Source organism: Kitasatospora sp. NBC_01539, assembly GCF_045040525.1.
Classification (GTDB): domain Bacteria; phylum Actinomycetota; class Actinomycetes; order Streptomycetales; family Streptomycetaceae; genus Kitasatospora.
Genome location: NZ_CP109390.1, coordinates 4,631,385 through 4,653,707, shown reverse-complemented (window position 1 = coordinate 4,653,707; position 22,323 = coordinate 4,631,385). Strand labels below are relative to the sequence as shown.

Sequence of the window (22,323 nt, the reverse complement as noted above, 5' to 3'; positions counted from 1 at the left end):
TGCGCCACGGCGGCGGCGCCGGGCCGTACCCGTCCGCGCCGGGCCGTACCCGTCCGCGCCGGGCCGTACCGGTCCGCGCCGGGCCGTACCGGTCCGCGCCGGGCCGTACCGGTCCGCGTCAGGCCGCCGCCCGCGGCACGGACCGCGGAGCAGGCTCGGCCGCCACCGGATCGGCCGCCACCCCGGCCGGTGCCACCACCGGCGCCGCCACGGCCGGGCGGGCGGCGCGGGGCCGCAGCACCTTGCCGAGCACGCCCGGGGCGAAGAGGCGCTGCGGCGGGACCTGCAGGTTGGCGACGCTCAGGAAGGCGCGTCCGACGGCCGGGTCGACCGCGGCCGCACGGTGGAGGCGGCCGATGTAGCGGTTGAGCAGCCTCACCCGGAGGGTGCGGCGACCCTCGACGAACGGGAAGCGCAGGTCGCCGCCGACGGACATGTCCCACGGGACGTCGGTGATGCGCGCGGCACGGCGGAAGAACCGCCGGGCGAGTCCGTCCCCGGGGTCCTCCGCGAGGCACGCCTGCAGCGCGGCGGCCTCGCAGGCGGCGACGGTCATGCCCTGCCCGTAGGAGGGGTTGAACTGGCAGAGGGCGTCGCCGAAGACGAGGTAGCCCTCGGGGAAGCGGGTCAGCCGTTCGTAGTGGCGCCGGATGGAGACCGGGATGCGCATCATCCGGGGCGCGCCGAGCGGTTCGAGCCGCTGCAGGAGCCGGTGCAGGTCGGGGACGGGCAGCCGTTCGGCGAACCGGTGGTAGCCGTCCGGGTCGACGGGCGGCAGGTCGGCGTTCATGCCGAAGAGGGTGACGAGCCAGCGGTCGCCCTCCCCGCTGAGGGCGACGCCGCCGCGCGGCGCGGTCGCCTCGGCGCCGATGACGTAGGCGTCGACGTCGGAGTCGCCCGGACGGCGCCGGTACTCGCGCGAGACGTAGGCGATGCCGGAGTCGACGCGCTCCTCCGGGGCGGGTTCGTAGCCGAGGGCGCGGAGCCAGGTGGCGCCGCGGTTGCCGCGGCCGGTGGCGTCGACGAGGAGGTCGGCGGGCAGTTCCTCCGGTTCGGCGTTGACGCGCAGCAGCCGGACGCCGGTGATCCGTCCGGTGGCGCCGTCGGCGAGGGGTTCGACGACCTCGCACCGCTGGTGGATCTCCACACCGGGCAGCGCCGCCACCCGGGTGCGGAGGTGGTGTTCGAGGGTGGGGCGGCTCACCATCAGGCAGCGCAGTCCGGATTCGGCCTGCAGCAGGGGGTGGCCGTCGTTGACCCAGCGCACGTCGTTCTGGGCGTCGCGGATGATGGCGCCACGGGCGACGAGGTCGTCGCCGAGACCGGGGAAGAGGTCCTCCAGGACCTCGAAGCCCTTGGAGAGCAGGCCGTGCGCGTGGTGGCTCTGCGGTACGCCGCGCCGCGGTGCGGCGTCGTCGGGCAGCGCGTCACGCTCGATCACGGTGACCCGCTCGTACACCCCGGCGAGCACCCGGGCGGCGAGCAGGCCGCCGATCCCCGCTCCGGCGACGACGGCGTGTCCGCGTCCGTGCGGGCCGTTGCCTGTCATGGTGTCCCCCTTCCGTCGACGGAGCACTCGCGTCGACGGAACAAGCGTGCCCCGCGCGGCTTGTCATCCGATTGCCATCGGCTTGACGACCCGCGGCCGCGGGTGCGGGAGGGCGCACCGCGGCCCCGGCGGGGCACCGTGGGGGGTGCCCCGACGGGGCCGGGTGGGATCGGGGGGAGGACGGTCAGACGTCCTTGAAGGAGGGCATCTCGCCATCGGTGCGGCCGAGGTCGATGATCGCGAAGGCCGCGTTCTGCGGGTCGGTGAGGGAGGCGAAGCGGCCGAACGGGCTGTCCATCGGGCCGTAGTGCACGGTGCCGCCGAGCTCGGTGGCCCTGGCGACGGCCGCGTCGCAGTCGTCCACGGCGAAGTGCACGTTGATGAACGGCGGCAGGCCGGACGGGAAGTCGGAGCCCATCTCCATCCGCCCGAGCACCGGGTCCGCGCCGACGTTGTAGACGCGGTAGTCCATGCCGCCGGCGTCCATCTGCTGGGCCCGGTACGGGAACGCGGCCGCGAGGAAGGTGTCGGTGGCGGCGGTGTCGCGGGTGCAGAGCTCGGCCCAGGCGTAGCCGCCGGGCTCGCCGATCTTCTCGAAACCCTCGTGGCGGTCGGCCTGCCAGATGCCGAAGGCCGCGCCGCCCGGCTCGCGGGCGATCAGCATGGTGCCGAAGTCACCGACCTGCATGGGGCCCATGACGATCTCGCCGCCGGCCGCGCGGATCCTCTCCCCGGAGGCCGCGGCGTCCGGGGAGGCGAAGTACAGGCACCAGGCGGACTGCGCCTCCTGGCCGGGCATCGGCGGCACGACGGCGGCGACGGCCTTGCCGTCCTTGTACGCCTGCGTGTAGTTGCCGTACTCGGAGGAGCTCTCGCCGAAGGTCCAGCCGAGGACGGCGCCGTAGAAGTTCTTGGCGCCCTCCAGGTCGGTGAACATCGCGTCGGCCCAGCAGGGGGTGCCTTCGGGCTGCACTGCCATGGTGTCTGCTTCCTCTCGCAGGGTGGGGTGGTGGTGGGGTGGAGCACAGGCCGGGTCAGCCCATTGTCCTGGCCCCGTCCAGGGATTCGCGGATGATGTCGGCGTGGCCGGCGTGCTGGGCGGTCTCGGCGATGATGTGCAGCAGGACGCGCCGGGCCGACCAGGTGGCGCCGGGCTCGAACCACGGCGCCTCGGGCAGCGGGTGGGCCGCGTCGAGGTCGGGAAGGGTGGCGACGAGCTCGTCGGTGCGGGCCGCGACCTCCTCGTAGGCCGCCAGCAGGCCGGCCAGGGTCTCGCCGTCGTCCATCCTGAACTGGCCTTCCCAGTCGACGGGTTCGCTCCGCATGGCGTCGGCGCCGCCGAGCACGAAGCGGATCCAGCGGGCCTCGACGCCGCTGACGTGCTTGACGAGCCCGCCGAGGCACAGCGCGCTGGCGGTGGTGCGCTGCACGGCCTGCTCGTCGGTGAGTTCACGGACGGTGTACCGCAGGAACCCGCGGTGCTTGCCGAGCGTCTCCAGCAGGTCGGCGCGCTCGCGCGGGAGGGCGGCGGCGGGCGGGGTGTTCATGATCCTCCTCCTGGCCGGGTGGCGGCGGTCGTACGGGGACGGGGTCACACCGGGACGGTCCAGCGCTGGGCGCCGGTCCCGTTGCAGTCCCACAGCTGCAGGCGGCTGCCGTCGGCGGTGTCGCTGCCGGGCAGGTCGAGGCAGCGGCCGGACGGCGGGTTGAGGAGCGAGCCGTCGGCGCGCGGCCACCACTGCTGGGCGCCGGTGCCGTTGCAGTCCCACAGCTGGACGGCCGCCCCGTTGAAGACCGAACTCCCGTCGACGTCGAGGCACCTGCCGAGGGCCCGGATGCTGCCGTCGGAAGCGGTGGTCCACTGCTGGGCGGCCGTTCCGTCGCACGTGGCGAGCTGCGCGGCGGCGCCGTTCACCGCCTGACTCCCCCCGGATGCCATGCACTTGGCGTCGGGGCCGACGACCGGGCCGGTGGCCGGGCGGGCCGGGCCGACGTCGAAGGAGGGCGGCGCGTCCTCCGGGGCGCGCCCCCAGGCGGGGTCGGGCGCGTCGGAGAGGGTGAAGGCCAGGGTGCCGCCGCGGCGTACGAACTCCTCGCTCAGCCAGGGGCGTCCGGTGGCGGCGCCGTCCACGGCGAGGGCGTGCACGTACCGGGCCTGCTCGGAGGCGCCGGGTGCGGTCACCTCGATCACGGCTCCGTTGCCTCGGCGCACCGTCACGCCGGGGAACAGCGGGCTGGCGAGCACGAGTTCGGATCGTCCCGGCGCCTGCGGGTACATGCCGAGCGCCGCCCACACCACCCAGGAGGACATCTGTCCGAGGTCGTCGTTGCCGGGCTCGCCGTCGGGGGCGTCGGCGAAGAGCTCGGTGAGGGCGCGCCGCACGGTGTCCTGGGTGCGGTCCGGCCGGCCCGCGTAGGCGTACGCCCACGGGGTGTTGGCGGAGGGCTCGTTGCCGAGGTAGGCGTGTTCGGAGTCGGGGCCGCCGTTGAGTTCGGCGAAGAACCCGTCGAGCCGGGCGACGGCGGCGGTGTCTCCGCCCATCGCGTCGAAGAGTCCGCGGTGGTTGTAGGGCACCATCCAGGCGTACTGCGCGGCGCTGCCCTCGACGAAGTGGTCCTGCTGGGCGGGCCGGAAGTCGGGCCAGGCGTGGTCGGTGCCGCGGGGCTGGAGGTAGCCGCTGCCGCTGTTGAGCAGGTTGCGCCAGTTCGCGGAGCGGTGCATCAGGGTGTCGTGGGCGGCGGTGTCGCCGATCCGGCCGGCGAGCTGCGCGAGGGCGAAGTCGGCGCTGGTGTACTCCAGGGTGGTCGCCGCGGAGCCCCAGATGCCGGACGCGTCGGACGGGATGTAGCCGATCGTGTCGTACGGGCCGTGGCCGGGCCGCTGGCGGGGGTCGCGGCTGCCCGCGGTGGCGATGCGGAGCAGGCCCGCGGCGTCGAAGTCGGTGCCGCCGAAGGCGTGGATGCTCGCGGCGATGATCGGCAGGGGATCGCCGACCATGACGCCGGTGCCGCCGTTGGCGAGGGTCCACCGGTCGAGGTAGCCGGCGCTCGCGCCCTGGTCGACGACGGACTGCGCGACGTCGGCGGCCCGGGCGGGGTCGAGCAGCGCCAGCAGTTGCACCTGCGAGCGGTAGACGTCCCAGCCGGAGTAGTCGGCGTACTGCGCGTGGCCGGGCCGGGCGGTCCGGATCGCGCCGTCGAAGCCCGGGTAGCGGCCGTCGGTGTCGCTGATCACGCTGGGGTGCAGCAGCGCGTGGTAGAGCGCGGTGTAGAGGATGCGGCGCTGCGTGGTGGTGCCGCCGTCGACGGCGATCCTGCCGAGCAGGTCGTTCCAGGTGGCGCGGGCGCCGTCGCGGAGCGGGTCGAACGCGGTGGTGCCCTGTTCGGCGGCGAGGTTGGCGCGGGCGCCGTCCGCGCTGACGAAGGAGACGCCGACCCGGGCGGTGACGGTGCGGTCGGTGCCGGTGTCGAAGGAGACGAGGGCCTGGGCGCCGGAGGCGGCCCGGGTGGGGGCGGGGTGCTGGTCCTCGCCGGTGCCGGTGCCGTGGTCCTGCGCGGTGCGGGCGGCCTGCGGGGCCACGCCCTCGCTGCCGCCGGTGGCGGTGCGGCGGGCGGTGTCGACGGTGCCCGCGTCGGCGCCGCCGGTGCGGACGATCCCGGCGCTGCTGAACGGCCGGTCGAACTGCGCGTGGAAGTAGACGCGGTAGCGGTTGCCGGTGCCGCAGAAGCCGCCGCTCTCGGTCCAGCCGGAGAGGGTGTCTGCGCCGATGCTGATGCTGCCGGTGGCGTCGTTGAAGGCCTTGCCCGCGTCGACGGTCAGCGAGGCGGTGTGGCCCGCGGGGTACGTGAAGCGGGCGATGCCGGTGCGCTGGGTGGCGGCGAGTTCGGTCCGCAGGCCGTTGCCGAAGGCGACGGCGTACGAGCCGGGGGCGATGGTCTCGTCGGCGTGCCGGAAGTCCGTGTGGTCGGTCGGGCGGCCGTCGAGCACCGGCATGAACGGCGTGGTGCCGTAGTCGCCGCAGCCGGCACCGGAGATGTGGGTGAGGCTGAAGCCGCTGATCCGCTGGTCGTCGTAGTAGTAGCCGCCGTGCTGGTAGGTGGCGGTGTCGGGACTCCACTGCACCATGCCGAGCGGCGCCGAGGCGCCGGGGAAGGTGTTGCCGGCCCCGCCGCCGTTGCCGAAGTCCGGCTCGCCCTGCCGGGTGCCGACGTACGCGTTGACGTACTGCGCCGGGTCGGCGACGGTCACCCGGGCGGGTGGTGGTGGTGCCGCCCCGGCGGGTGCGGTGAGGACGCCGACGGCGAGGACCGCGGCGGCGACCGGTACGAGTGCGGACGTGAGGGATCTGGAACGGTGCACGGAGCCTCCTGGGACCCGCCGTGGGCCTGCGGTGCGCGAACCGCGCGGCGGCGGGCGCCGCGGTGGGCGGCCCGGCGGGGGCGCGGGCGGGCAAACCGGCCCCGGCCGGTCCGGGAGACCCGTACCGGCCGGGGCCGACCATCTGCTCGTCGGTTCATCGTGCAGCCGGTCGCGGCGGACCCGGTGCCGACAGGCCCGCCTGTCGCCCGCCCGGCCCAATCACCCGACCCTCCGTCAGGCGGTGTCCGCGGCGGCCCTCGTACGGCGGGCGTGCACCACGCGGGCGGCGACCAGCACGACGGCCGCGGCCACCAGCGAGAGCACCATCTGCATCCGGCCGTCGTGGGTGGTGAACATGTACGCCACGACGAAGCCGATCATCCCGATGGTGGCCCAGGTGAGGTACGGGTACAGCCACATCCGGACGGTGAGCCGCTCCGGCGCCTCCCGTTCCGTGACCTTCCGCAGCCGCAGCTGCGAGAAGCAGATCACCAGCCAGACGAAGAGCGCGACGGCGCCGGAGGAATTCAGCAGAAACTTGAAGACCGTCTCCGGGAACTCGTAGTTGAAGAACACCGCGACGAATCCGAAGACCACCGAGGCGAGAATCGCGGTGCGCGGCACCCCGCGCCCGGTGACCCCGGCGAACGCCTTCGGCGCGTCGCCGCGCTGGCCGAGCGAGAACGCCATCCGGGAGGCGGTGTAGAGGCCGGAGTTCAGGCAGGAGAGCACCGCGGTGAGCACGATGACGTCCATCAGCGGGGCCGCGCCGGGGATGCCGACGTGCTTCAGCACGGCGACGTACGGGCTGTCGAGGACGTCCGCGGAGTCCCAGGGCAGCAGGGTGACGACGACGGCGATGGAGCCCAGGTAGAAGACGCCGATGCGCCAGATCACGCTGTTCGTGGCCTTGCGCACGGCGCGCTGCGGGTCGGGCGACTCGCCGGCGGCGAGGGTGACGATCTCGCTGCCCATGAAGGCGAAGACGACGGTCAGCATGCCGCCGAACACCGCGCCGACGCCGTTCGGGAGGAAGCCGCCGTGGTCGAGCAGGTTGGCCGTGCCGACCGCGTGGGTGCCCGGGAGCACGCCGAACACCGCGAGGCCGCCGACGACGACGAACGCCGCGATGGCGACCACCTTGATCCCGGCGAACCAGAACTCGAACTCGCCGTACGAGGCGACGGAGAACAGGTTGGTGGCCGTGAGCACCGCCATGACCAGCAGCGCGAACGCCCACTGCGGCACGCCCGGCACCCAGGTGTGCAGGATCTTCGCGCCCGCGGTGGCCTCCACGGCGAGCACCACGACCCAGAAGAACCAGTACAGCCAGCCGATGGTGAAGCCCGCCCAGCGGCCCAGCGCGCGGTCGGCGTAGGCCGAGAACGATCCGCTCCGCGGGTCGGCGGCGGCCATCTCGCCGAGCATCCGCATGACCATCACGACCATCGTGCCCGCGAGCGCGTAGGACAGGAGGATGCCGGGGCCGGTGGCCGCGATGCCGGCGCCGGAGCCGACGAACAGGCCGGCGCCGATCACGCCGCCGATCGCGATCATCGACAGGTGCCGGTCCTTCAGGCCGGCCTTGAGGTGGCCGTCGCCGGCTGCTCCGGGCGGGGTGGGCGGGGCGGCCGGGGACGGCTGCCCCGAGCGCGTCGTGGTGTCCGGGCTCATGGGTGTCTGCTGCCTCTCCGGTACGGCGGGGGTGTGCCGCACACCCGGAGGAACGTAGCGGGGGAATCGGATTTCCGTAACCCTCGCCGATAATTCACCACACTTCTCTGAGGATGATTTGAGGTTGCCGGTAAATGCCGATCGCGACAGTGCCTGACATTTCTCCGGCGCCTCACGGGTAATCACCCGGCCCGGCTTTCCGTCGGATTTCCCGCGGGCCGCGGCCGTGGCGGCGGTGTGTTGTGCGCCGCGCACCCGCGCCCGGGCTGCCACGATGAGGGCGACCTGACCGACCGCCGCACCAGGGGCCGCACCGTGAGCGTCACCATCCACCTCGCGCAGCAACCGGAGGCCGACGCCCTGCTCGGCCGGAGCCCGCTCGCCGCGCTCACCGGCATGCTGCTGGACCAGCAGATCCCCATGGAGTGGGCCTTCACCGGCCCGTACACGATCGCGCAACGGCTCGACGCGGACGACCTGGACGCCCACCGGATCGCGGCCGCCGACCCGGAGGAGTTCGCCGCCCTGCTGTCCGAGAAGCCTGCCGTGCACCGGTACCCGGGCTCGATGGCCAAGCGGGTGCAGCAGCTCTGCCAGTACCTGGTGGAGCACTACGACGGCGACGCCGAGGCGGTCTGGCGGGACGCGCCCAGCGGCCGCGAGCTGCTGAAGCGGCTCAACGACCTGCCCGGCTTCGGCAGGCAGAAGGCACAGATCTTCCTCGCCCTGCTGGGCAAGCAGTTCGGCGTCACCCCGGACGGCTGGCGCGAGGCCGCCGGGGCGTACGGCGAGCCGGGGTTCCGGTCGGTGGCGGACATCACCGGGCCGGAGTCGCTCGTGAAGGTGCGGGCGACCAAGCAGGAGGCGAAGCAGGCCGCCAAGAAGGCCGGGGAGGCCGGGGGCTGAGCCCGCGGGCTCCCGGCGGTCGGCCGGGAGCCCGCCCGGGCGGTGTACCGCGCCGGTCAGCCGCTCGCGTACTCGACGGTGAGCAGGGCCCGCGCCACGGTGTGGAAGGTGAGGTTGAAGCCGACCACCGCGGCCGGGGTGTCGGGCGTCAGCCCGAGCGTGGGCACGTCGAGCGCGTGCACGGCGAAGACGTAGCGGTGCGCCGGGCCGGGCGGCGGGGCGGCGCCGTCGTACCGGTGGCCCGGGAAGTCGTTGCGGGCGTGGTGGCCGTCGCCGGGCAGGGCCGCGTCGGAGGCGCCGGCGCCGCGGGCGAGTTCGGTGGTGCCGACGGGCAGGTCGAGCGCCAGCCAGTGCCACCAGCCACTCCCGGTGGGGGCGTCCGGGTCGAAGCAGGTCACGGCGAAGCCGCGGGTCTCGGCGGGGAATCCGGACCACGCGAGGTGCGGCGACTCGTTGCCGTGGGCGTGCACGTGCGCGTCGGGCATCGTGCCGCCGGCCACGAGGTCACGGCTGGTCAGGTCGAAGTCGGGCACCTTCGGCAGGTGGTCGTACGGCAGGGGCGGACGGAGCGTCACGGGCGCTTCACCTTCTCCTTCTTCGTCGCGCGGATGGCTCTCCTCCGAGTCTAGGGAGCGAGCCTCGCGGTGACGGCCGCGCCGAGCGGAGTGTCCGGCCGTCCGAGGTCGAGCGGCAGGTCGAAGTGGTTGCGGCCGGCGACGACCACGGCCTCCACCGGCACCCCGGCCTTCCGCGCGGCGGCCGCGAACTCCTCCTGCTGCCGGGCGAACTCGCCGGTCTCGTGCTCGCCGACGGCGAGCAGCAGCGGCGGCAGCGGCTCCCCCGGCGGGTGGTCGGCGAGGAGCAGCAGCGGGCTGTTGCGGCGGGCGGCGGCCGGGTCGAGTCCGAGCGCGTCGTTGACGTAGGTGAGGGTGATCGGCTCCAGGTCGTACACGCCGCTGAGCAGCACCGCGTCGGCGACGCGGCGGCCGCGCGGGGAGGCGGGGCCGAGGAGGGCCATCGCGGCGAGGTGGGCGCCCGCGGAGCTGCCGGAGAGCTGCACGCGGTGCGGGTCGACGCCGAGGTCCTCGGCGTGGTCGAGCAGCCAGTGCACCGCGCGGCGGACCTGCGCCACGATGGCGTCCAGGGGCCAGCCGGGTGCGAGGCCGTAGCCGACGGCGGCGTAGGCCGTGCCGAGGGCGGTGAAGTCGGGGGCGGCGAAGGCGGAGTCGGTCTTGTCCAGCTCCTGCCAGTAGCCGCCGTGGACGAAGACGTGCAGGGGTGCGCCGGACCGGGCGGCGGGGAAGAAGTCGAGGAGTTCGGGCGGCCCGGCGCCGTACGGCAGGTCGGTGCGGACCTCCAGCGCGGCGTACGCGGCGCGGCTGCGGTCGGCGTAGGCGGCGAGTTCGGCCGCCAGGTCGTCGACGCAGGTGCTCGGGGAGTACTCGCGGGCGAGTTCCTCGTGGTCGAACTCGCGGTACAGCGGCGTCATCGCCCGTCTCCCAAGCCATGAGGTATAGACCAATGCCGAGCGCCGGGCTAGCGTGGGGGCGCACCCGCACCGTCTGCCCCGGAGCCGCCCCGTGGAGTCGTCCGTCCTCGCCTTCGCCACCGACCTGCTGGACGAGGGCGCCGACACCTTCTTCGGCCACCTTACCGACCGGGCGGGGGTGAGCGGCCTGACCCTCGCCTCGGTCTACCACGAGGCCCGGGACGTGTTCCCGCACAACCCGCGCCGCGTCGTGCGGTACCTGGAACCCGGCGCCGCGTACTTCCGCCCCGACCCGGCCCGCTGGGCCGGACGACGGCTCGTCCCGGCGCCCTCCGGCGCGATCGGCGACCGCGACCCGTTCGCCGAGGCCGCCGCCGAGGCCGACCGGCGCGGCCTGAAGCTGCACGCCTGGACGGTCTTCTGCCACAACGACCGGCTGGGCTTCCAGCACCCCGACTGCGCCCCGGCCAACGCCTTCGGCGACCGCCACCTCACCGAACTGTGCCCCGCCAACCCCGAGGTCCGGGCCTACGCGCTGACGCTGGTCGAGGAGCTCGCCCGGTACGGCGTCGACGCGATCCGCGCCGAGTCGCTGCACTTCCACGGCCTCCGGCACGGCTACCACCACGAGCGGTACTTCGAGGAGCTCGGCGCCGTCGCGGAGGCCCTGCTCGGCATCTGCTTCTGCCCGCACTGCCGCGCCGCCGCCCGCGCCGCCGGCGTCCCCGCCGAGGAGGTGCGGCAGGTCGTCCGGGACGAGCTGCGCGCCCGCCTCGCCGACGAGCGGAGGGCCGCCGAGCCGGCCGCCCTCGACGAACTCGCGGGCGGCGCCCTCGCCGCCTACCTGGACGCCGTCACCGGCACCGTCACCTCGCTCGCCGCCGAGGTCGCCGAGGCGGCCGCCGCCCACGGCATGCGGCTCACCTTCATGGACGGCGCCGGGCCCGGCAAGGGCTGGCTCTCCGGCATCGACCTCCCGGCCCTCGCCAAGGCCGCGCACCAGGTCGAGACGCTCGGCTACGCCCGCTCCCCCGAGGAGGTGCGGGAGAAGGTCGCCGCGTTCGCCCTGCACGGCGTGAGCCCCGAGGCGATGGCGGTGATCCTCCGGCCGATGGCCGAGGACTGCGACGGCCCGGCCAACCTCGCCGCCAAGATCGGCGTGCTGCGGGAGCTGGGCGTGCCGGAGGTGGAGTTCTACCACTACGGCCTGATGCGGCTCTCCTCGCTCGACCGGATCGGCGCCGCCCTGCGCGCCTGAGCGGGCTCCGGCCGGGGCCTACCTCCGGCGCCGGGACGTCCCGAACAGGCTGCGGGTGATCTCCCGTCCGAGCTGGGTGCCGGCCGACCGCGCGAGCGACTTCAGGGCCGGGTTGCGCATCAGCGACCCGATCAGCCCGCCGCCGTCGCCGCCCCCGGCCGGGGCCTCCCGCGGGGGCGCCTGCCGTGCCGCCGGTTCCCGCCCCGGCGCGGGCGCCTCCTCGTGGGCGGCCGGCCGGGCGGCCAGCTTCTCGTACGCGGACTCCCGGTCGACCGCCTCCGCGTAGCGTGCGGCGAGCGGCGAGGACGCCACCGCCGCGCCGAGCGCGGCGGCGTCCAGCGGGCCCATGAGCGACTGCGGCGCCCGCAGCCGGGTCGCCGCCACCGGCGTCGGCGCGCCCTCCTCCGAGAGCACCGTCACCACCGCCTCCCCGGTGCCGAGGCCGGTGAGCACCTCCGCGAGGTCGTAGGAGGACCGCGGGAAGGTGGAGACGGTGGCCTTCAGGGACTTCGCGTCGTCCGGGGTGAAGGCGCGCAGTGCGTGCTGCACCCGGTTGCCGAGCTGGGCGAGCACGTCCGCGGGGACGTCCTTCGGGGTCTGCGTGACGAAGAAGATCCCGACGCCCTTGGAGCGGATCAGCCGGACCGTCCGGGTGATGGCCTCCAGGAAGGCCCGGGAGGCGTCGGCGAAGAGCAGGTGCGCCTCGTCGAAGAAGAACACCAGCTTCGGCCGGTCGAGGTCGCCGACCTCCGGCAGCTCCTGGTAGAGGTCGGCGAGCAGCCACATGAGGAAGGTGGAGAAGAGCCGGGGCCGGTCCTGCACGGCGGGCAGCTCCAGCACGGACACCGTGCCCCGGCCCCCGGCCGTGCGCAGGAGGTCGGCGGTGTCGAACTCGGGCTCGCCGAAGAACGCGTCCGCGCCCTCGGTGGCGAGCACCGTCAGCGAGCGGAGGATGACGCCCGCCGTCGCCGCGGACACCCCGCCGAGGCCCTTGAGCTCCTCCTTGCCCTCGGGCGAGGTGAGGAAGGTGATGACGGCCGTGAGGTCCTTGAGGTCGTAGAGCTCCAGCCCGGCCTTGTCGGCGTAGTGGAAGACCAGGCCGAGCGAGGCCTCCTGGGTCTCGTTGAGGTCGAGCACCTTGGAGAGGAGCAGCGGGCCGAAGCTCGTGACCGTGGCCCGGACGGGGATTCCCGTGCCCTGCCCGCCGAGCGCGTAGAACTCGGCGGGGCTGCCCTGCGGGGTCCAGCTCTGCCCGACCTCGGCGGCGCGGGCCGAGACCCGTTCGCCGGGCACGCCGGGCGCGGCGATGCCGGAGACGTCGCCCTTGATGTCGGCGAGGAACACCGGCACGCCCTGGGCGGAGAGCTGCTCGGCGATCAGCTGGAGGGTCTTCGTCTTGCCGGTGCCGGTGGCCCCGGCGACCAGCCCGTGCCGGTTGAGCACCCCGAGCGGGATGCGCACCGGCGCCTCCGGGTACGCCGTGCCGTCGTGCAGGACGGCGCCGAGGTCGAGGGCGGGGCCGGTGAAGGCGTAGCCGTCGGCGATCTCCCGGACGGCCTCGGGCGGGCCTGCGGGGGCGGAACTACGGGGATCGGTCATCGCGGCGGGCTCCCGGGCGGCGAGGCGGACAGGCCGTCTGCCATCAAACATCCGCACGAGGAGGCCGTTCGGTAACGCCGCGCTTGCTGCGCCCTCCGCACGCATGACGGTAGGCTTTCCGTGTGATCTTCAAGCGCATCGGCAACGGGCGGCCGTACCCGGATCACGGCCGGACCAGCACCCGCCAGTGGGCGGACGTCGCGCCGCGTCCGGTGCGGCTGGACCAGCTGGTCACGACCAAGGGTCAGCTGGACCTGGAAACCCTCCTCGCGGAGGACTCGACCTTCTACGGCGACCTCTTCGCCCACGTGGTGAAGTGGCGCGGCGACCTCTACCTGGAGGACGGCCTGCACCGCGCGGTGCGGGCCGCCCTGCAGCAGCGTCAGGTGCTGCACGCACGTGTGCTGGAAATGGACTGACCGGGGTCGAACCACCCCCCGCGGACGCCCTCCCGGGCGGCTCGGGAGACCTCCGGTACATCCTTTCGGGTGCCCGGGTACTCCAGATGATGATCATTTAGTACCTTCACAGCACCTGTCGCACTAATCTGCTGAACAACGGCCTATTCTTCTGGCGCACGCCCCTTTGGCCGCACCCGAGACCGAGCCTGTCCTGGCACGAGGGGGACACCGACGTGAGCATGCTGACCCCCCGGGGATTGAAGGGGAAGCAGTACCGGATCACCGGGAACTCCTACCCCCGCCTGGGCCGACCGCCCCGCAGGAGCCGCAAGGTGCTGGCCGCCCTCGGCACCCTGCTCGCTCTGGCGCTGATCGCCCTCGGCGGCGTCCAGCTCCTCGACATCTTCAAGGGCCGCCACGCCTCGGCGCAGGCCTGCTCGACACCCGGCGCCTCCGGCAAGCCGCTCGCGGCACCCGCCTCGGACGCCGCGGCCGGCACGGCCTCCCCGGCCCCCGGTGCCACCAGCACCGCGGTGCCGCAGCCGCAGACCGTGACGGTGAACGTCTTCAACGCCACGGACAAGTCCGGCATGGCGGCGAGGACGGCCGAGGAGCTCAAGAAGCGCGGCTTCACCATCGGCCAGGTCGGCAACGCGCCGGCCGCACTGGACAAGAAGGTCACCGGCACCGTCCAGGTGATCAGCGGCCCGGGCGGGCTGGGGGCCGCGACGCTCCTCGGCTCCCAGGTGGCGAGCTCCGCCGCCACCGCCGACACCCGCACGGACGCCACCGTCGACTTCGTGATCGGCGACGGCTTCGCCGCCCTGCTCGACCCCGCCCAGGCCGCGGCCGCCCTGGCCGAGGCCACCAAGCCCTCGCCCACACCGTCGCCGCAGCCCGGCTCCTGCTGACGGCCCCGCGCCACGGCACGGAGGAAGGGCCCGCACCCCCGGGGGGTGCGGGCCCTTCCTCCGTGCCCGCGCGTCCGCGCGGAAGGCGCGGGAAGCGCGGAAGGGCCTCTCAGCCCGCGGTGCCGTAGAGCCGGTCGCCGGCGTCGCCGAGGCCGGGCACGATGTAGCCGTGCTCGTTGAGCCGCTCGTCGAGCGCGGCGGTGACCACGGTGACCGGCCGGCCGGCGAGCTCCTTCTCCAGCAGCTCGACGCCCTCGGGGGCGGCGAGGAGCACGACCGCGGTCACGTCCGTGGCCCCGCGCTCCAGCAGCATCCGGATCGCCGCGACCAGCGTGCCGCCGGTGGCCAGCATCGGGTCGAGGACGTACACCTGACGGCCGGAGAGGTCGTCGGGCATGCGGGTCGCGTAGGTGGACGCCTCCAGCGTCTCCTCGTTGCGCACCATGCCGAGGAAGCCGACCTCGGCGGTCGGGAGCAGCCGGGTCATGCCGTCCAGCATGCCGAGGCCGGCGCGCAGGATCGGGACGACCAGCGGCCGCGGGTGGCTGAGCCGGGTGCCGGTGGTGACGGCGACCGGCGTGGTGATCTCCACCGCGTCCGTCCGGACGTCCCGGGTGGCCTCGTACGCCAGCAGGGTGACCAGCTCGTCGGTGAGCCGGCGGAAGGTCGGGGAGTCGGTGCGCTCGTCGCGCAGAGTGGAGAGCTTGTGGGCCACCAGAGGGTGGTCGACGACGTGGAGACGCATGTATCGACCATAACGGGCAAGGGCACTGACGTACGACTCGCCCGGCGGCGGGCCCCCCGGGGCCGGGCGGTGGGGAGGCCGAACCGAGACCTTCCCCGTGGTATCAAGCCGACACATCTGGGAAGGTCGGACCGTATGAAGAGCAACCCGGACCCCGGGCCCGGCTCGACGGAGTCCAGGTCCGCCGCACCCGAGACCGAGGCGCAGCGCCGCAAGCGCCGCGCCCTCTTCCTCCGTGAGCTCGCCGAGGCACGCGAGCTCCGGGCCCGGGTGCAGCCCCGGCGCACGAAGGAGCGGCGGCTCCGCGAAGCCATGCGGATGCGAACTTTCCGGATCTGAGACCGGACACGCCGTCCGACCGGCCCCCGGCCGGCCATTCCGACACGACCTGCAAAGACGCGCTGCCGAACACCCCCCGCAGCGCCGGGCTTTCTGTCACGATGCCGGAGGGACGGTCCGACCGGCGGGCCGTCTCCGGCGCGGGGGCGGCCAGACCGCGTTCGCCCGAGATCGCCTACAGCCGAGACCAATCTTGGGAGTGTCCCCGGTGGCGTACTTCGCTGCAGTGCTCGCCCGCACCGACGGCGGGTGGAATGTGAGCGAGACGGAACTCGACGATGTCGAAACCCTTGCCGATCTCGCCGACCTGGCCCGGGAGGCCGCCCAGGACGACGACAGCGTCCTGGTGTTCATCGAACAGGAGGACGCCTGGTTCGCCGTCGTCCGCGTCGACGGCGAGGAGGACCCGCGCATCTTCGTCTCCGACGGCGCCGCCGCGGCGCGCAGCTCGTACGGGGCGGTGCTGACCGACGAGCTGATCGAGTCCGAGGACTTCGACGACGACCTCGACGCCCTCGTGGCCGACGTCGAGGAGTCCGAGGACGACGAGGAGGGCACGCTCTCCGTCGACGACGACGGTGACGACTCCGCCGCCGGCCCGCTCGGCCCGCAGGCCGGCCCGCTCGGCGAGGCCGACCTGCTCGCCGACTTCGGGCTCTCCGCCAAGGAGCTGCTGGCCCTCGCCGCCGAAGGCGCGGTGCCCGGCGACGCGCTCTCCGAGATCGCCGACGCGCTCGGCGCGGGCGAGGTGCTGGAGGCCGTTCGGTAGCGGCGGCGCGGGTGCCCGACACTGGTGCCATGCAGTCCGCACCCGTCCCCCGCATCGCCCCCCTCCCGGCCCCCGTACGCCCCGACCCGGTACGCGACCGGTGGACGGACCTGATGCGCCTCGCCATCGCCGAGGCGGCACTGGCCACCGCCACCGGCGACGTGCCGGTCGGGGCGCTCGTGCTCGGGCCGGACGGCGCCGTCATCGGCCGCGGCCACAACGAGCGCGAGGCGGTCGGCGACCCCACCGCGCACGCCGAGGTCGTGGCGATCCGCGAGGCCGCCGCCGCCGTCGGCGAATGGCGCCTGAGCGGCTGCACCCTGGTCGTCACGCTGGAGCCCTGCACCATGTGCGCGGGCGCGATCGTGCTGTCCCGGGTCGACCGGGTCGTCTACGGCGCCCTCGACGAGAAGGCCGGTGCGGCGGGCTCCCTCTTCGACGTGGTCCGCGACCGCCGGCTCAACCACCGCCCCGAGGTCGTGTCCGGCGTCCTCGCCGACGAGTGCTCCGCCCAGCTGCTCGCGTTCTTCGGCACCCAGCGCTGAAACGGATTTCGTGACGGCCCCGGGCGTCCGGTAGAGTCTCCCTCGGTAGCGTGTCCGAGCGGCCAAAGGAGCACGCCTCGAAAGCGTGTGTGGGGGCAACTTCACCGTGGGTTCGAATCCCACCGCTACCGCCACTGAGCAGCAAGAACGAAGGCCCCGACCGGAGACGGTCGGGGCCTTCGTCGTGCGTGGCGTGGGTACGACGGAGGGGGCGCGGCCTCGGGGGGAAGGGCCGCGCCCCCGTCGGGGCTCCCACTACCGGCGCCGCGTCAGGGGGGAAGCCGCGGCGTCCGGTCCCACAGCGGGGAGTCCCGGTTCCTCGCACCGGGGATTCCTGCCAGATCCCGCGGTACTCCTCCATCGTGCGACACCCGCCGCGCCCGGGCGACCGCACAAAGCCACCACTCGCGGGGACCTTCGTCCCGGGGAGTGAATGCCGCTCTCACCCGATGGGCCGTCCGGTGGATAAGCTGCCCGACAGCAGGGACGCCCGGGGAGAGCGGCGGCGGCCCGTGGCAGGGAGGCGGCCGGTTCGATGGCGCAGGCGAAGAAGATCGGCATGTACCTCCTGCTCATCTTCGTGATCTACACGATCATCACGTCACCGACCAGGTCGGCGGAGCTGGTGCAGTCCGGCTTCGTCGGGATCTCGGACGCCGCGAAGGCGCTGGGGACGTTCATGACGGGGCTGGTGAGCTGAGGCGGGCGGCCGGACGGCTACCGTGGCGGGGTTCGTCACCCCTTCAGCAAGGAGCGGCATCGTGATCCGGCACCTGGTCCTGTTCAAGCTCGTCGACGGCGTCTCCCCGGAGGATCCGCGGGCGGTCGCCGGCGCCGCGGCGTTCGCCGCGCTCGGCCCGCAGATCCCCGAGCTGCGCGAGTGGGAGTGCGGCTGGAACACGACCGTCCGCGACATCGCCCACGACTACGCGATCAACAGCCTGGTCGAGGACCGGGACGCGCTGCAGGCCTATCTCACCCACCCCGCGCACCAGGCCGCGGCCGGGCAGTGGCGGGAGTTCGCCACCTGGGTGATCGCCGATATCGAGGTCTGACCCCGAACACCTGCACATCGTGCACGCACCACCCTTGCAGCCCTTCGCCACCACCCCGGCGGAGGGCTGTGGCGTTCCCCATCGGGCCGAACGGCGTCAGCCAACACGCGCAAGGGTGGTGCTTGCCGCGGATGTGGACGACTTGTGATGCTATGACCGGTTTTGCCGGATCTGGCGAGGTGGTGAGCGCGGCCGGAACCCTCCGGGCAGCGGCCCGGATCGCAGGTGTCGAGTCTGGGAGGGGTGACGTGTCCGTGCGGACACAGGACAGCGCACGGGGGACGGACGGGCCGCAGGCCCCCCGGTCGCCCGCGGAGAGCCTCGTCGCGGACCTGCGGGCCGCCGAGATGAGGGACCGCCAGAGCGGCACCCGGACACCCGTCGACGTCCGCACGCTCACCCGGGTGCTGTTCGAACGGCTCACCGAGCTGGCTCCGGACACCCCCGAACGGGAACGGGTGCGGGCCGCCCTGATCGAGATCAACATCCCGCTGGTCCGGTACGCGGCCACCCGGTTCCGCAGCCGCAACGAGCCGATGGAGGACATCGTCCAGGTCGGCACGATCGGGCTGATCAACGCCATCGACCGCTTCGACCCCGGCCGCGGCGTGCAGTTCCCGACGTACGCGCTGCCGACCATCCTCGGCGAGATCAAGCGGTACTTCCGCGACAACGTGCGCACCATGCACGTGCCGCGGCGGCTCCAGGAGCTGTGGGTGCAGGTCAGCGGGGCGATGGAGGAGCTCACCGTCACCCACGGCCGCACCCCCAAGGTGCCCGAGATCGCCGCGAGCCTGCGCATCCCGGAGGAGGACGTGCGGGCCTGCCTCGACGCCGGCCGGGCCTACAACGCCGCCTCCCTGGAGGCCGCGCAGGAGCACGAGGGCGGGCTCGCCCTGCTCGACCGGCTCGGCTACGAGGACTCGGCGCTCGCCGACGTCGAGCACCGCGACATGGTCCGCCACCTGCTGGTGCAGCTGCCGGAGCGGGAGCGGCGGATCATCATGCTGCGCTTCTTCGCCAACCTGACGCAGTCGCAGATCTCCACCGAGCTGGGCATGTCCCAGATGCACGTCTCACGGCTGCTCTCCCGCATCCTCAACCGCCTGCGGACCGGCAACACCTGGGAGGAGTGACCGGCACCCGCGGATCGCCGCGCGTTACCACTGCGTGACATCTTGCGACGGCCGGGTTTGCCGGGGGCGGTGTGCCGGTATGTGGGGGGAGGGACGCCGACGGGAACCACGCAGCGGTGGTGTCCGTTGAACGATCAGTCACGAGGGGGGTGGGCGCGTGTCCGCAGAGCCGGCCGGTGCGGTCGTCGTCGAAGAGGGGCCCGTCGAGCGGCCCGCAGGTCCGGTGCTGCCCGCGCAGCACGTCCCGCACCCGGTGATCCACGTACCGGTGCTCCCGGACCCGATGGGGCCCGGCACGGTCGTGCCGGGGCACCAGGTCGTCCCCGAGCAGGCCGTCGCGCCGGAGGACGGTGCCGCAGGGGCGTCCGTCACCCCGGACGCGGCCGTGGTCGGTGACCGGCCGATGGACACCCGCACGCTCTCCCGCGCGCTGTTCCGCCGCCTCGCCGGCCTGGAGCCGGGCGGTGACGAGCACACGTACGTCCGCGACACCCTGATCGAGCTCAACCTGCCGCTCGTGCGCTACGCCTCGGCCCGCTTCCGCAGCCGGAACGAGCCGATGGAGGACATCGTCCAGGTCGGCACGATCGGGCTGATCAAGGCCATCGACCGCTTCGACCCGGACCGCGGGGTGGAGTTCCCGACGTTCGCGATGCCGACCGTCGTCGGCGAGATCAAGCGGTTCTTCCGCGACACCAGCTGGTCGGTGCGGGTGCCCCGGCGGCTCCAGGAGCTGCGGCTGGCACTCACCAAGGCCGGCGACGAACTCGCGCAGAAGCTCGACCGCTCCCCCACCGTCGCCGAGCTCGCCGTCTGCCTCGGCGTCAGCGAGGAGGACGTCGTCGAGGGCCTCGCCGTCGGCAACGCGTACACCGCGAGCTCGCTCGACTCCGCGCCCGGCGACGAGGACGGTGAGGGCCCGCTGGCCGACCGGCTCGGCTACGAGGACCTCGCGCTGGAGGGCGTCGAGTACCGCGAGTCCCTCAAGCCGCTGCTGGCCCGGCTGCCCGCCCGCGAACGGCGGATCATCATGCTGCGCTTCTTCGGCAACCTGACGCAGTCGCAGATCGGCGAGGAGATCGGCATCTCCCAGATGCACGTCTCCCGGCTGCTCACCAAGACCCTCGCCCAGCTCCGCGCCGGCCTGATCTCGGAAGGCTGATCCGGGCGGGCCGGTCCCGGAGGGCCGGGAGCCGGGTCGGTCAGTCCAGCAGGTTGGCCCGCAGCCCGTCGAGCACGGCGTCGTCGAGGCCGAGGCCGTCGCGCCAGAAGTCCTCGAAGGACGGCCAGGCCGCCTCGACCTCCTCGAACGCGGCGTCGAGGTAGCGGCGGTCGGCCCGGAAGACCGGGAGGAGCAGCGCCGGTTCCTCCATGAGGCCGCGGGTGCCGAAGCTGTCGACGACGTGCTCGATGATCGCGGCCGAGCGCTCGTTGGTGAGCAGGTAGTCGGCGTACACGGTGTCGCGGTCGACGCCGAGCGCGGTGAGCACGATCGCGGCCGTCCAGCCGGTGCGGTCCTTGCCTGCGGAGCAGTGGAACAGCAGCGGAGTGCCGTCGGGCTCGGCCATCAGCCGGACCACGGTCGCGAAGCGGTCCCGCGCGACCGCGTCGGTGACGAACCACCGGTAGAGGCCGATCATCATCGCCTCGGCCTTGCCGCCCCCGAGCAGGGCCCGCTGCTTGTCGGCGTCGCGGTCGGCGAGCGCGTTGCGCAGCGCCACGTAGATGTCGAAGTCCTCGGCGAAGACCGGCAGGTGGTGCAGGGTGATGCCGTCCGGGCTGGTGCGCTCGACGGTCACCGGGGTGGCCGACAGCTCCGCGGCGGAGATCGCGGCGGTGGGCAGCCCGGCGACCCGGTCCGGTCCGGCCTCGCGGACCTCGTCGAGGCTGCGCAGGTCGACGATCTGCCGCAGCCCGTGGTCGGACAGCACGGCGAGGTCGCCGTCGGTCAGACGGTTGAGCGCATCCGCGCGCAGGGCAGCGCCCGGCCGCACCGTCCGCCCGTCCGAGGTCCGGTACCCGCCCAGGTCACGGGCGTTGACCGCGCCTCGGAGGCCCAGGCTGCGAGCGGTCTCGGTGGGCTGGGTCACGGCGGCGGCTCCTGGCAGGGGTGTACGGCGTGGGCCCGCCCAGTCTAGGGACCGCCCCGGGGCGCGGACGCCGACCGGGGAGCGGCCCTACTTGACGGCGAGCCAGATCACGCCGCCCACGACGGCGAGCGCGACCAGCACGGCCACGGCGATCACGCCGGTGCGGCTGGAGCCGCCGCCGTTGCTGCTGTAGGTGGTGACGGCGCCGGGGGCCTGGGGCGCCGGGGTCTCGTCGACGAACGCCCGGAACATCTGGGTGCTGCCGGCGGGGTCGTAGTCGTTGTCAGCCATGCCGAGGACTCTAGCCAACCCTGCGGCCGGCGGAACAGTCCGGACCCCTCCCCGGGGTGATCTCCACGCACCCTCCCCACCGGCCCGCGGGGCGCCCGTGCGACAGGTGTGTGAACTCCCTCCCGATGCCGGAAGACGCCGCCCGGCGATCGGGTTGACTCCTGGCATGAGCGCTTACCGAAACGACGCCCGCCGAGTCACGCTCGGCTCCTCGGACCTCGCCGTCTTCCCACTCGCCCTCGGCGGCAACGTCTTCGGCTGGACGGCGGACGAGGCGGAGTCCTTCGCCGTCCTCGACGCCTACGCCGCGGCCGGTGGCAACTTCGTCGACACCGCCGACTCGTACTCGGCCTGGGTGCCGGGCAACAGCGGGGGCGAGTCCGAGACGGTCATCGGCGCGTGGCTGCGCAGCCGCGGCAACCGCGAGGACATCGTGGTCGCGACCAAGGCGGGCATGCACCCGGAGGCGTCCGGGCTGAAGGCCGCGAACGTCAAGCGGGTCGCCGAGGAGTCGCTCCGGCGGCTCGGGATCGAGCGGATCGACCTCTTCTACACGCACCGCGACGACCCGGAGACACCGGTCGAGGAGATCGTCACCGCCCTCGACGAGCTGGTGCGGGAGGGCAAGGTCCGCGAGGTCGCGGCGTCCAACATCGGCCCGGAGCGGCTCGCCGCGTCGCTGGCGTTCTCCGAGCGCGAGGGCCTGGCCCGGTACGTCGCGGTGCAGCCGCACTACAACCTCGTCTCCCGCGGCACCTACGAGGGGGACCTGGCGGAGGTGACGGCCGGCCACGGGCTGTCCGCGGTGCCGTACTACGCGCTGGCCTCGGGCTTCCTCACCGGCAAGTACCGGCCGGGCGGCGCGGAGGTGGCCAGCGCCCGGGCCCAGGGCGCGGCCCGCTACCTGGCGCAGCCGCGCGGCCCGCTGGTGCTGGAGGCGCTCGACAAGGTGGCGGCGGCCCGCGGGACGGAGCCGTCGACCGTCGCGCTCGCCTGGCTGGCCGCCCGGCCGACCGTGGCGGCGCCGATCGCGAGCGCCCGCACCGCGGCCCAGCTGCCGCCGCTGCTGGCCTCGGTGCACCTGCGGCTGTCGCCCGAGGAGACGGCCCTGCTCGACGAGGCCTCGGCCTGAGCCCGACCGCCCGCGCGGCGGAAACCCACAGGCTGTGGACGGAGTCCGGTGCCGGACCTCCGTCCACAGCCTGT

The 22,323-nt window shown here is 73.8% G+C and carries 23 protein-coding genes and 1 tRNA gene; 13 read left to right on the top strand and 11 right to left on the bottom strand.

Annotated features, from left to right (window positions below):
- Positions 1–118: 118 nt before the first annotated feature.
- From OG335_RS20135 to OG335_RS20115, 5 genes are all read right to left on the bottom strand, one after another.
- Complete coding sequence (locus OG335_RS20135) at positions 119–1,549, bottom strand: NAD(P)/FAD-dependent oxidoreductase (RefSeq protein WP_405012510.1); 1,431 nt, start codon at positions 1,547–1,549, stop codon at positions 119–121.
- Between the two features lie 184 nt (positions 1,550–1,733).
- Positions 1,734–2,528: a VOC family protein gene (locus tag OG335_RS20130; protein WP_405012509.1), complete on the bottom strand. Its 795-nt coding sequence runs from the start codon at positions 2,526–2,528 to the stop codon at positions 1,734–1,736.
- 55 nt (positions 2,529–2,583) lie between these two features.
- Positions 2,584–3,096 carry a DinB family protein gene (locus OG335_RS20125; RefSeq protein WP_405012508.1) on the bottom strand — a complete coding sequence of 171 codons (513 nt, stop codon included), beginning with the start codon at positions 3,094–3,096 and terminating at the stop codon, positions 2,584–2,586.
- Positions 3,097–3,140: 44 nt separating this feature from the next.
- A complete protein-coding gene (locus OG335_RS20120; RefSeq protein ID WP_405012507.1) occupies positions 3,141–5,909 on the bottom strand; it encodes a GH92 family glycosyl hydrolase in 2,769 nt (922 codons plus the stop codon).
- A 234-nt stretch (positions 5,910–6,143) separates the two neighbouring features.
- Complete coding sequence (locus OG335_RS20115) at positions 6,144–7,583, bottom strand: amino acid permease (RefSeq protein ID WP_405012506.1); 1,440 nt, start codon at positions 7,581–7,583, stop codon at positions 6,144–6,146.
- 315 nt (positions 7,584–7,898) lie between these two features.
- Here OG335_RS20115 and OG335_RS20110 point away from each other — a divergent pair, with 315 nt between their 5' ends.
- On the top strand, positions 7,899–8,489 hold the full coding sequence (locus OG335_RS20110; protein ID WP_405012505.1) for an HhH-GPD-type base excision DNA repair protein: 591 nt from the start codon (positions 7,899–7,901) through the stop codon (positions 8,487–8,489).
- 56 nt (positions 8,490–8,545) lie between these two features.
- Here OG335_RS20110 and OG335_RS20105 read toward each other — a convergent pair whose 3' ends face one another.
- Positions 8,546–9,064 carry a YbhB/YbcL family Raf kinase inhibitor-like protein gene (locus OG335_RS20105; RefSeq protein ID WP_405012504.1) on the bottom strand — a complete coding sequence of 173 codons (519 nt, stop codon included), beginning with the start codon at positions 9,062–9,064 and terminating at the stop codon, positions 8,546–8,548.
- A gap of 50 nt (positions 9,065–9,114) precedes the next feature.
- Positions 9,115–9,978 carry an alpha/beta hydrolase gene (locus OG335_RS20100; RefSeq protein WP_405012503.1) on the bottom strand — a complete coding sequence of 288 codons (864 nt, stop codon included), beginning with the start codon at positions 9,976–9,978 and terminating at the stop codon, positions 9,115–9,117.
- A 91-nt stretch (positions 9,979–10,069) separates the two neighbouring features.
- Here OG335_RS20100 and OG335_RS20095 point away from each other — a divergent pair, with 91 nt between their 5' ends.
- Entirely contained in the window at positions 10,070–11,236 is a 1,167-nt protein-coding gene (locus OG335_RS20095; RefSeq protein ID WP_405012502.1) for a hypothetical protein, read from the top strand.
- An 18-nt stretch (positions 11,237–11,254) separates the two neighbouring features.
- On the opposite strand, the gene OG335_RS20090 is transcribed toward OG335_RS20095, so the two are convergent.
- Positions 11,255–12,835: a helicase HerA-like domain-containing protein gene (locus OG335_RS20090; protein ID WP_405012501.1), complete on the bottom strand. Its 1,581-nt coding sequence runs from the start codon at positions 12,833–12,835 to the stop codon at positions 11,255–11,257.
- A gap of 122 nt (positions 12,836–12,957) precedes the next feature.
- Between OG335_RS20090 and OG335_RS20085 the strand changes: the two genes are divergently transcribed.
- Both OG335_RS20085 and OG335_RS20080 read left to right on the top strand, forming a co-directional pair.
- Positions 12,958–13,254, top strand: coding sequence for a type II toxin-antitoxin system VapB family antitoxin (locus tag OG335_RS20085; RefSeq protein ID WP_014136828.1), 297 nt, complete (start codon positions 12,958–12,960; stop codon positions 13,252–13,254).
- Positions 13,255–13,475: 221 nt separating this feature from the next.
- Complete coding sequence (locus OG335_RS20080) at positions 13,476–14,147, top strand: LytR C-terminal domain-containing protein (protein ID WP_405015460.1); 672 nt, start codon at positions 13,476–13,478, stop codon at positions 14,145–14,147.
- A 109-nt stretch (positions 14,148–14,256) separates the two neighbouring features.
- Here OG335_RS20080 and upp read toward each other — a convergent pair whose 3' ends face one another.
- On the bottom strand, positions 14,257–14,892 hold the full coding sequence (gene upp / locus OG335_RS20075) for a uracil phosphoribosyltransferase (protein WP_405012500.1): 636 nt from the start codon (positions 14,890–14,892) through the stop codon (positions 14,257–14,259).
- Positions 14,893–15,027: 135 nt separating this feature from the next.
- Here upp and OG335_RS20070 point away from each other — a divergent pair, with 135 nt between their 5' ends.
- The 8 genes from OG335_RS20070 (at position 15,028) to OG335_RS20035 (ending at position 19,898) form a co-directional block, all read left to right on the top strand.
- Entirely contained in the window at positions 15,028–15,231 is a 204-nt protein-coding gene (locus OG335_RS20070; protein WP_405012499.1) for a hypothetical protein, read from the top strand.
- Positions 15,232–15,439: 208 nt separating this feature from the next.
- Entirely contained in the window at positions 15,440–16,000 is a 561-nt protein-coding gene (locus tag OG335_RS20065; RefSeq protein WP_405012498.1) for a hypothetical protein, read from the top strand.
- A 29-nt stretch (positions 16,001–16,029) separates the two neighbouring features.
- Positions 16,030–16,545, top strand: coding sequence for a tRNA adenosine(34) deaminase TadA (tadA, locus tag OG335_RS20060; RefSeq protein WP_405012497.1), 516 nt, complete (start codon positions 16,030–16,032; stop codon positions 16,543–16,545).
- Positions 16,546–16,589: 44 nt separating this feature from the next.
- Positions 16,590–16,679, top strand: a tRNA-Ser gene (locus tag OG335_RS20055).
- A 401-nt stretch (positions 16,680–17,080) separates the two neighbouring features.
- Positions 17,081–17,245, top strand: a complete 165-nt coding sequence (locus tag OG335_RS20050) for a hypothetical protein (protein WP_405012496.1) — start codon at positions 17,081–17,083, stop codon at positions 17,243–17,245.
- A 61-nt stretch (positions 17,246–17,306) separates the two neighbouring features.
- The gene (locus OG335_RS20045) at positions 17,307–17,600 is read left to right on the top strand and encodes a Dabb family protein (RefSeq protein WP_405012495.1); all 294 of its coding nucleotides are present in this window, start codon (positions 17,307–17,309) and stop codon (positions 17,598–17,600) included.
- Between the two features lie 248 nt (positions 17,601–17,848).
- A complete protein-coding gene (locus OG335_RS20040) occupies positions 17,849–18,736 on the top strand; it encodes an RNA polymerase sigma factor SigF (RefSeq protein WP_405012494.1) in 888 nt (295 codons plus the stop codon).
- 283 nt (positions 18,737–19,019) lie between these two features.
- Positions 19,020–19,898, top strand: a complete 879-nt coding sequence (locus OG335_RS20035) for an RNA polymerase sigma factor SigF (RefSeq protein ID WP_405015459.1) — start codon at positions 19,020–19,022, stop codon at positions 19,896–19,898.
- A gap of 40 nt (positions 19,899–19,938) precedes the next feature.
- On the opposite strand, the gene OG335_RS20030 is transcribed toward OG335_RS20035, so the two are convergent.
- Both OG335_RS20030 and OG335_RS20025 read right to left on the bottom strand, forming a co-directional pair.
- Complete coding sequence (locus tag OG335_RS20030; RefSeq protein ID WP_405012493.1) at positions 19,939–20,826, bottom strand: tyrosine-protein phosphatase; 888 nt, start codon at positions 20,824–20,826, stop codon at positions 19,939–19,941.
- An 87-nt stretch (positions 20,827–20,913) separates the two neighbouring features.
- The gene (locus tag OG335_RS20025) at positions 20,914–21,117 is read right to left on the bottom strand and encodes a hypothetical protein (RefSeq protein ID WP_405012492.1); all 204 of its coding nucleotides are present in this window, start codon (positions 21,115–21,117) and stop codon (positions 20,914–20,916) included.
- 166 nt (positions 21,118–21,283) lie between these two features.
- Here OG335_RS20025 and OG335_RS20020 point away from each other — a divergent pair, with 166 nt between their 5' ends.
- The gene (locus OG335_RS20020; RefSeq protein ID WP_405012491.1) at positions 21,284–22,249 is read left to right on the top strand and encodes an aldo/keto reductase; all 966 of its coding nucleotides are present in this window, start codon (positions 21,284–21,286) and stop codon (positions 22,247–22,249) included.
- Positions 22,250–22,323: the final 74 nt, after the last annotated feature.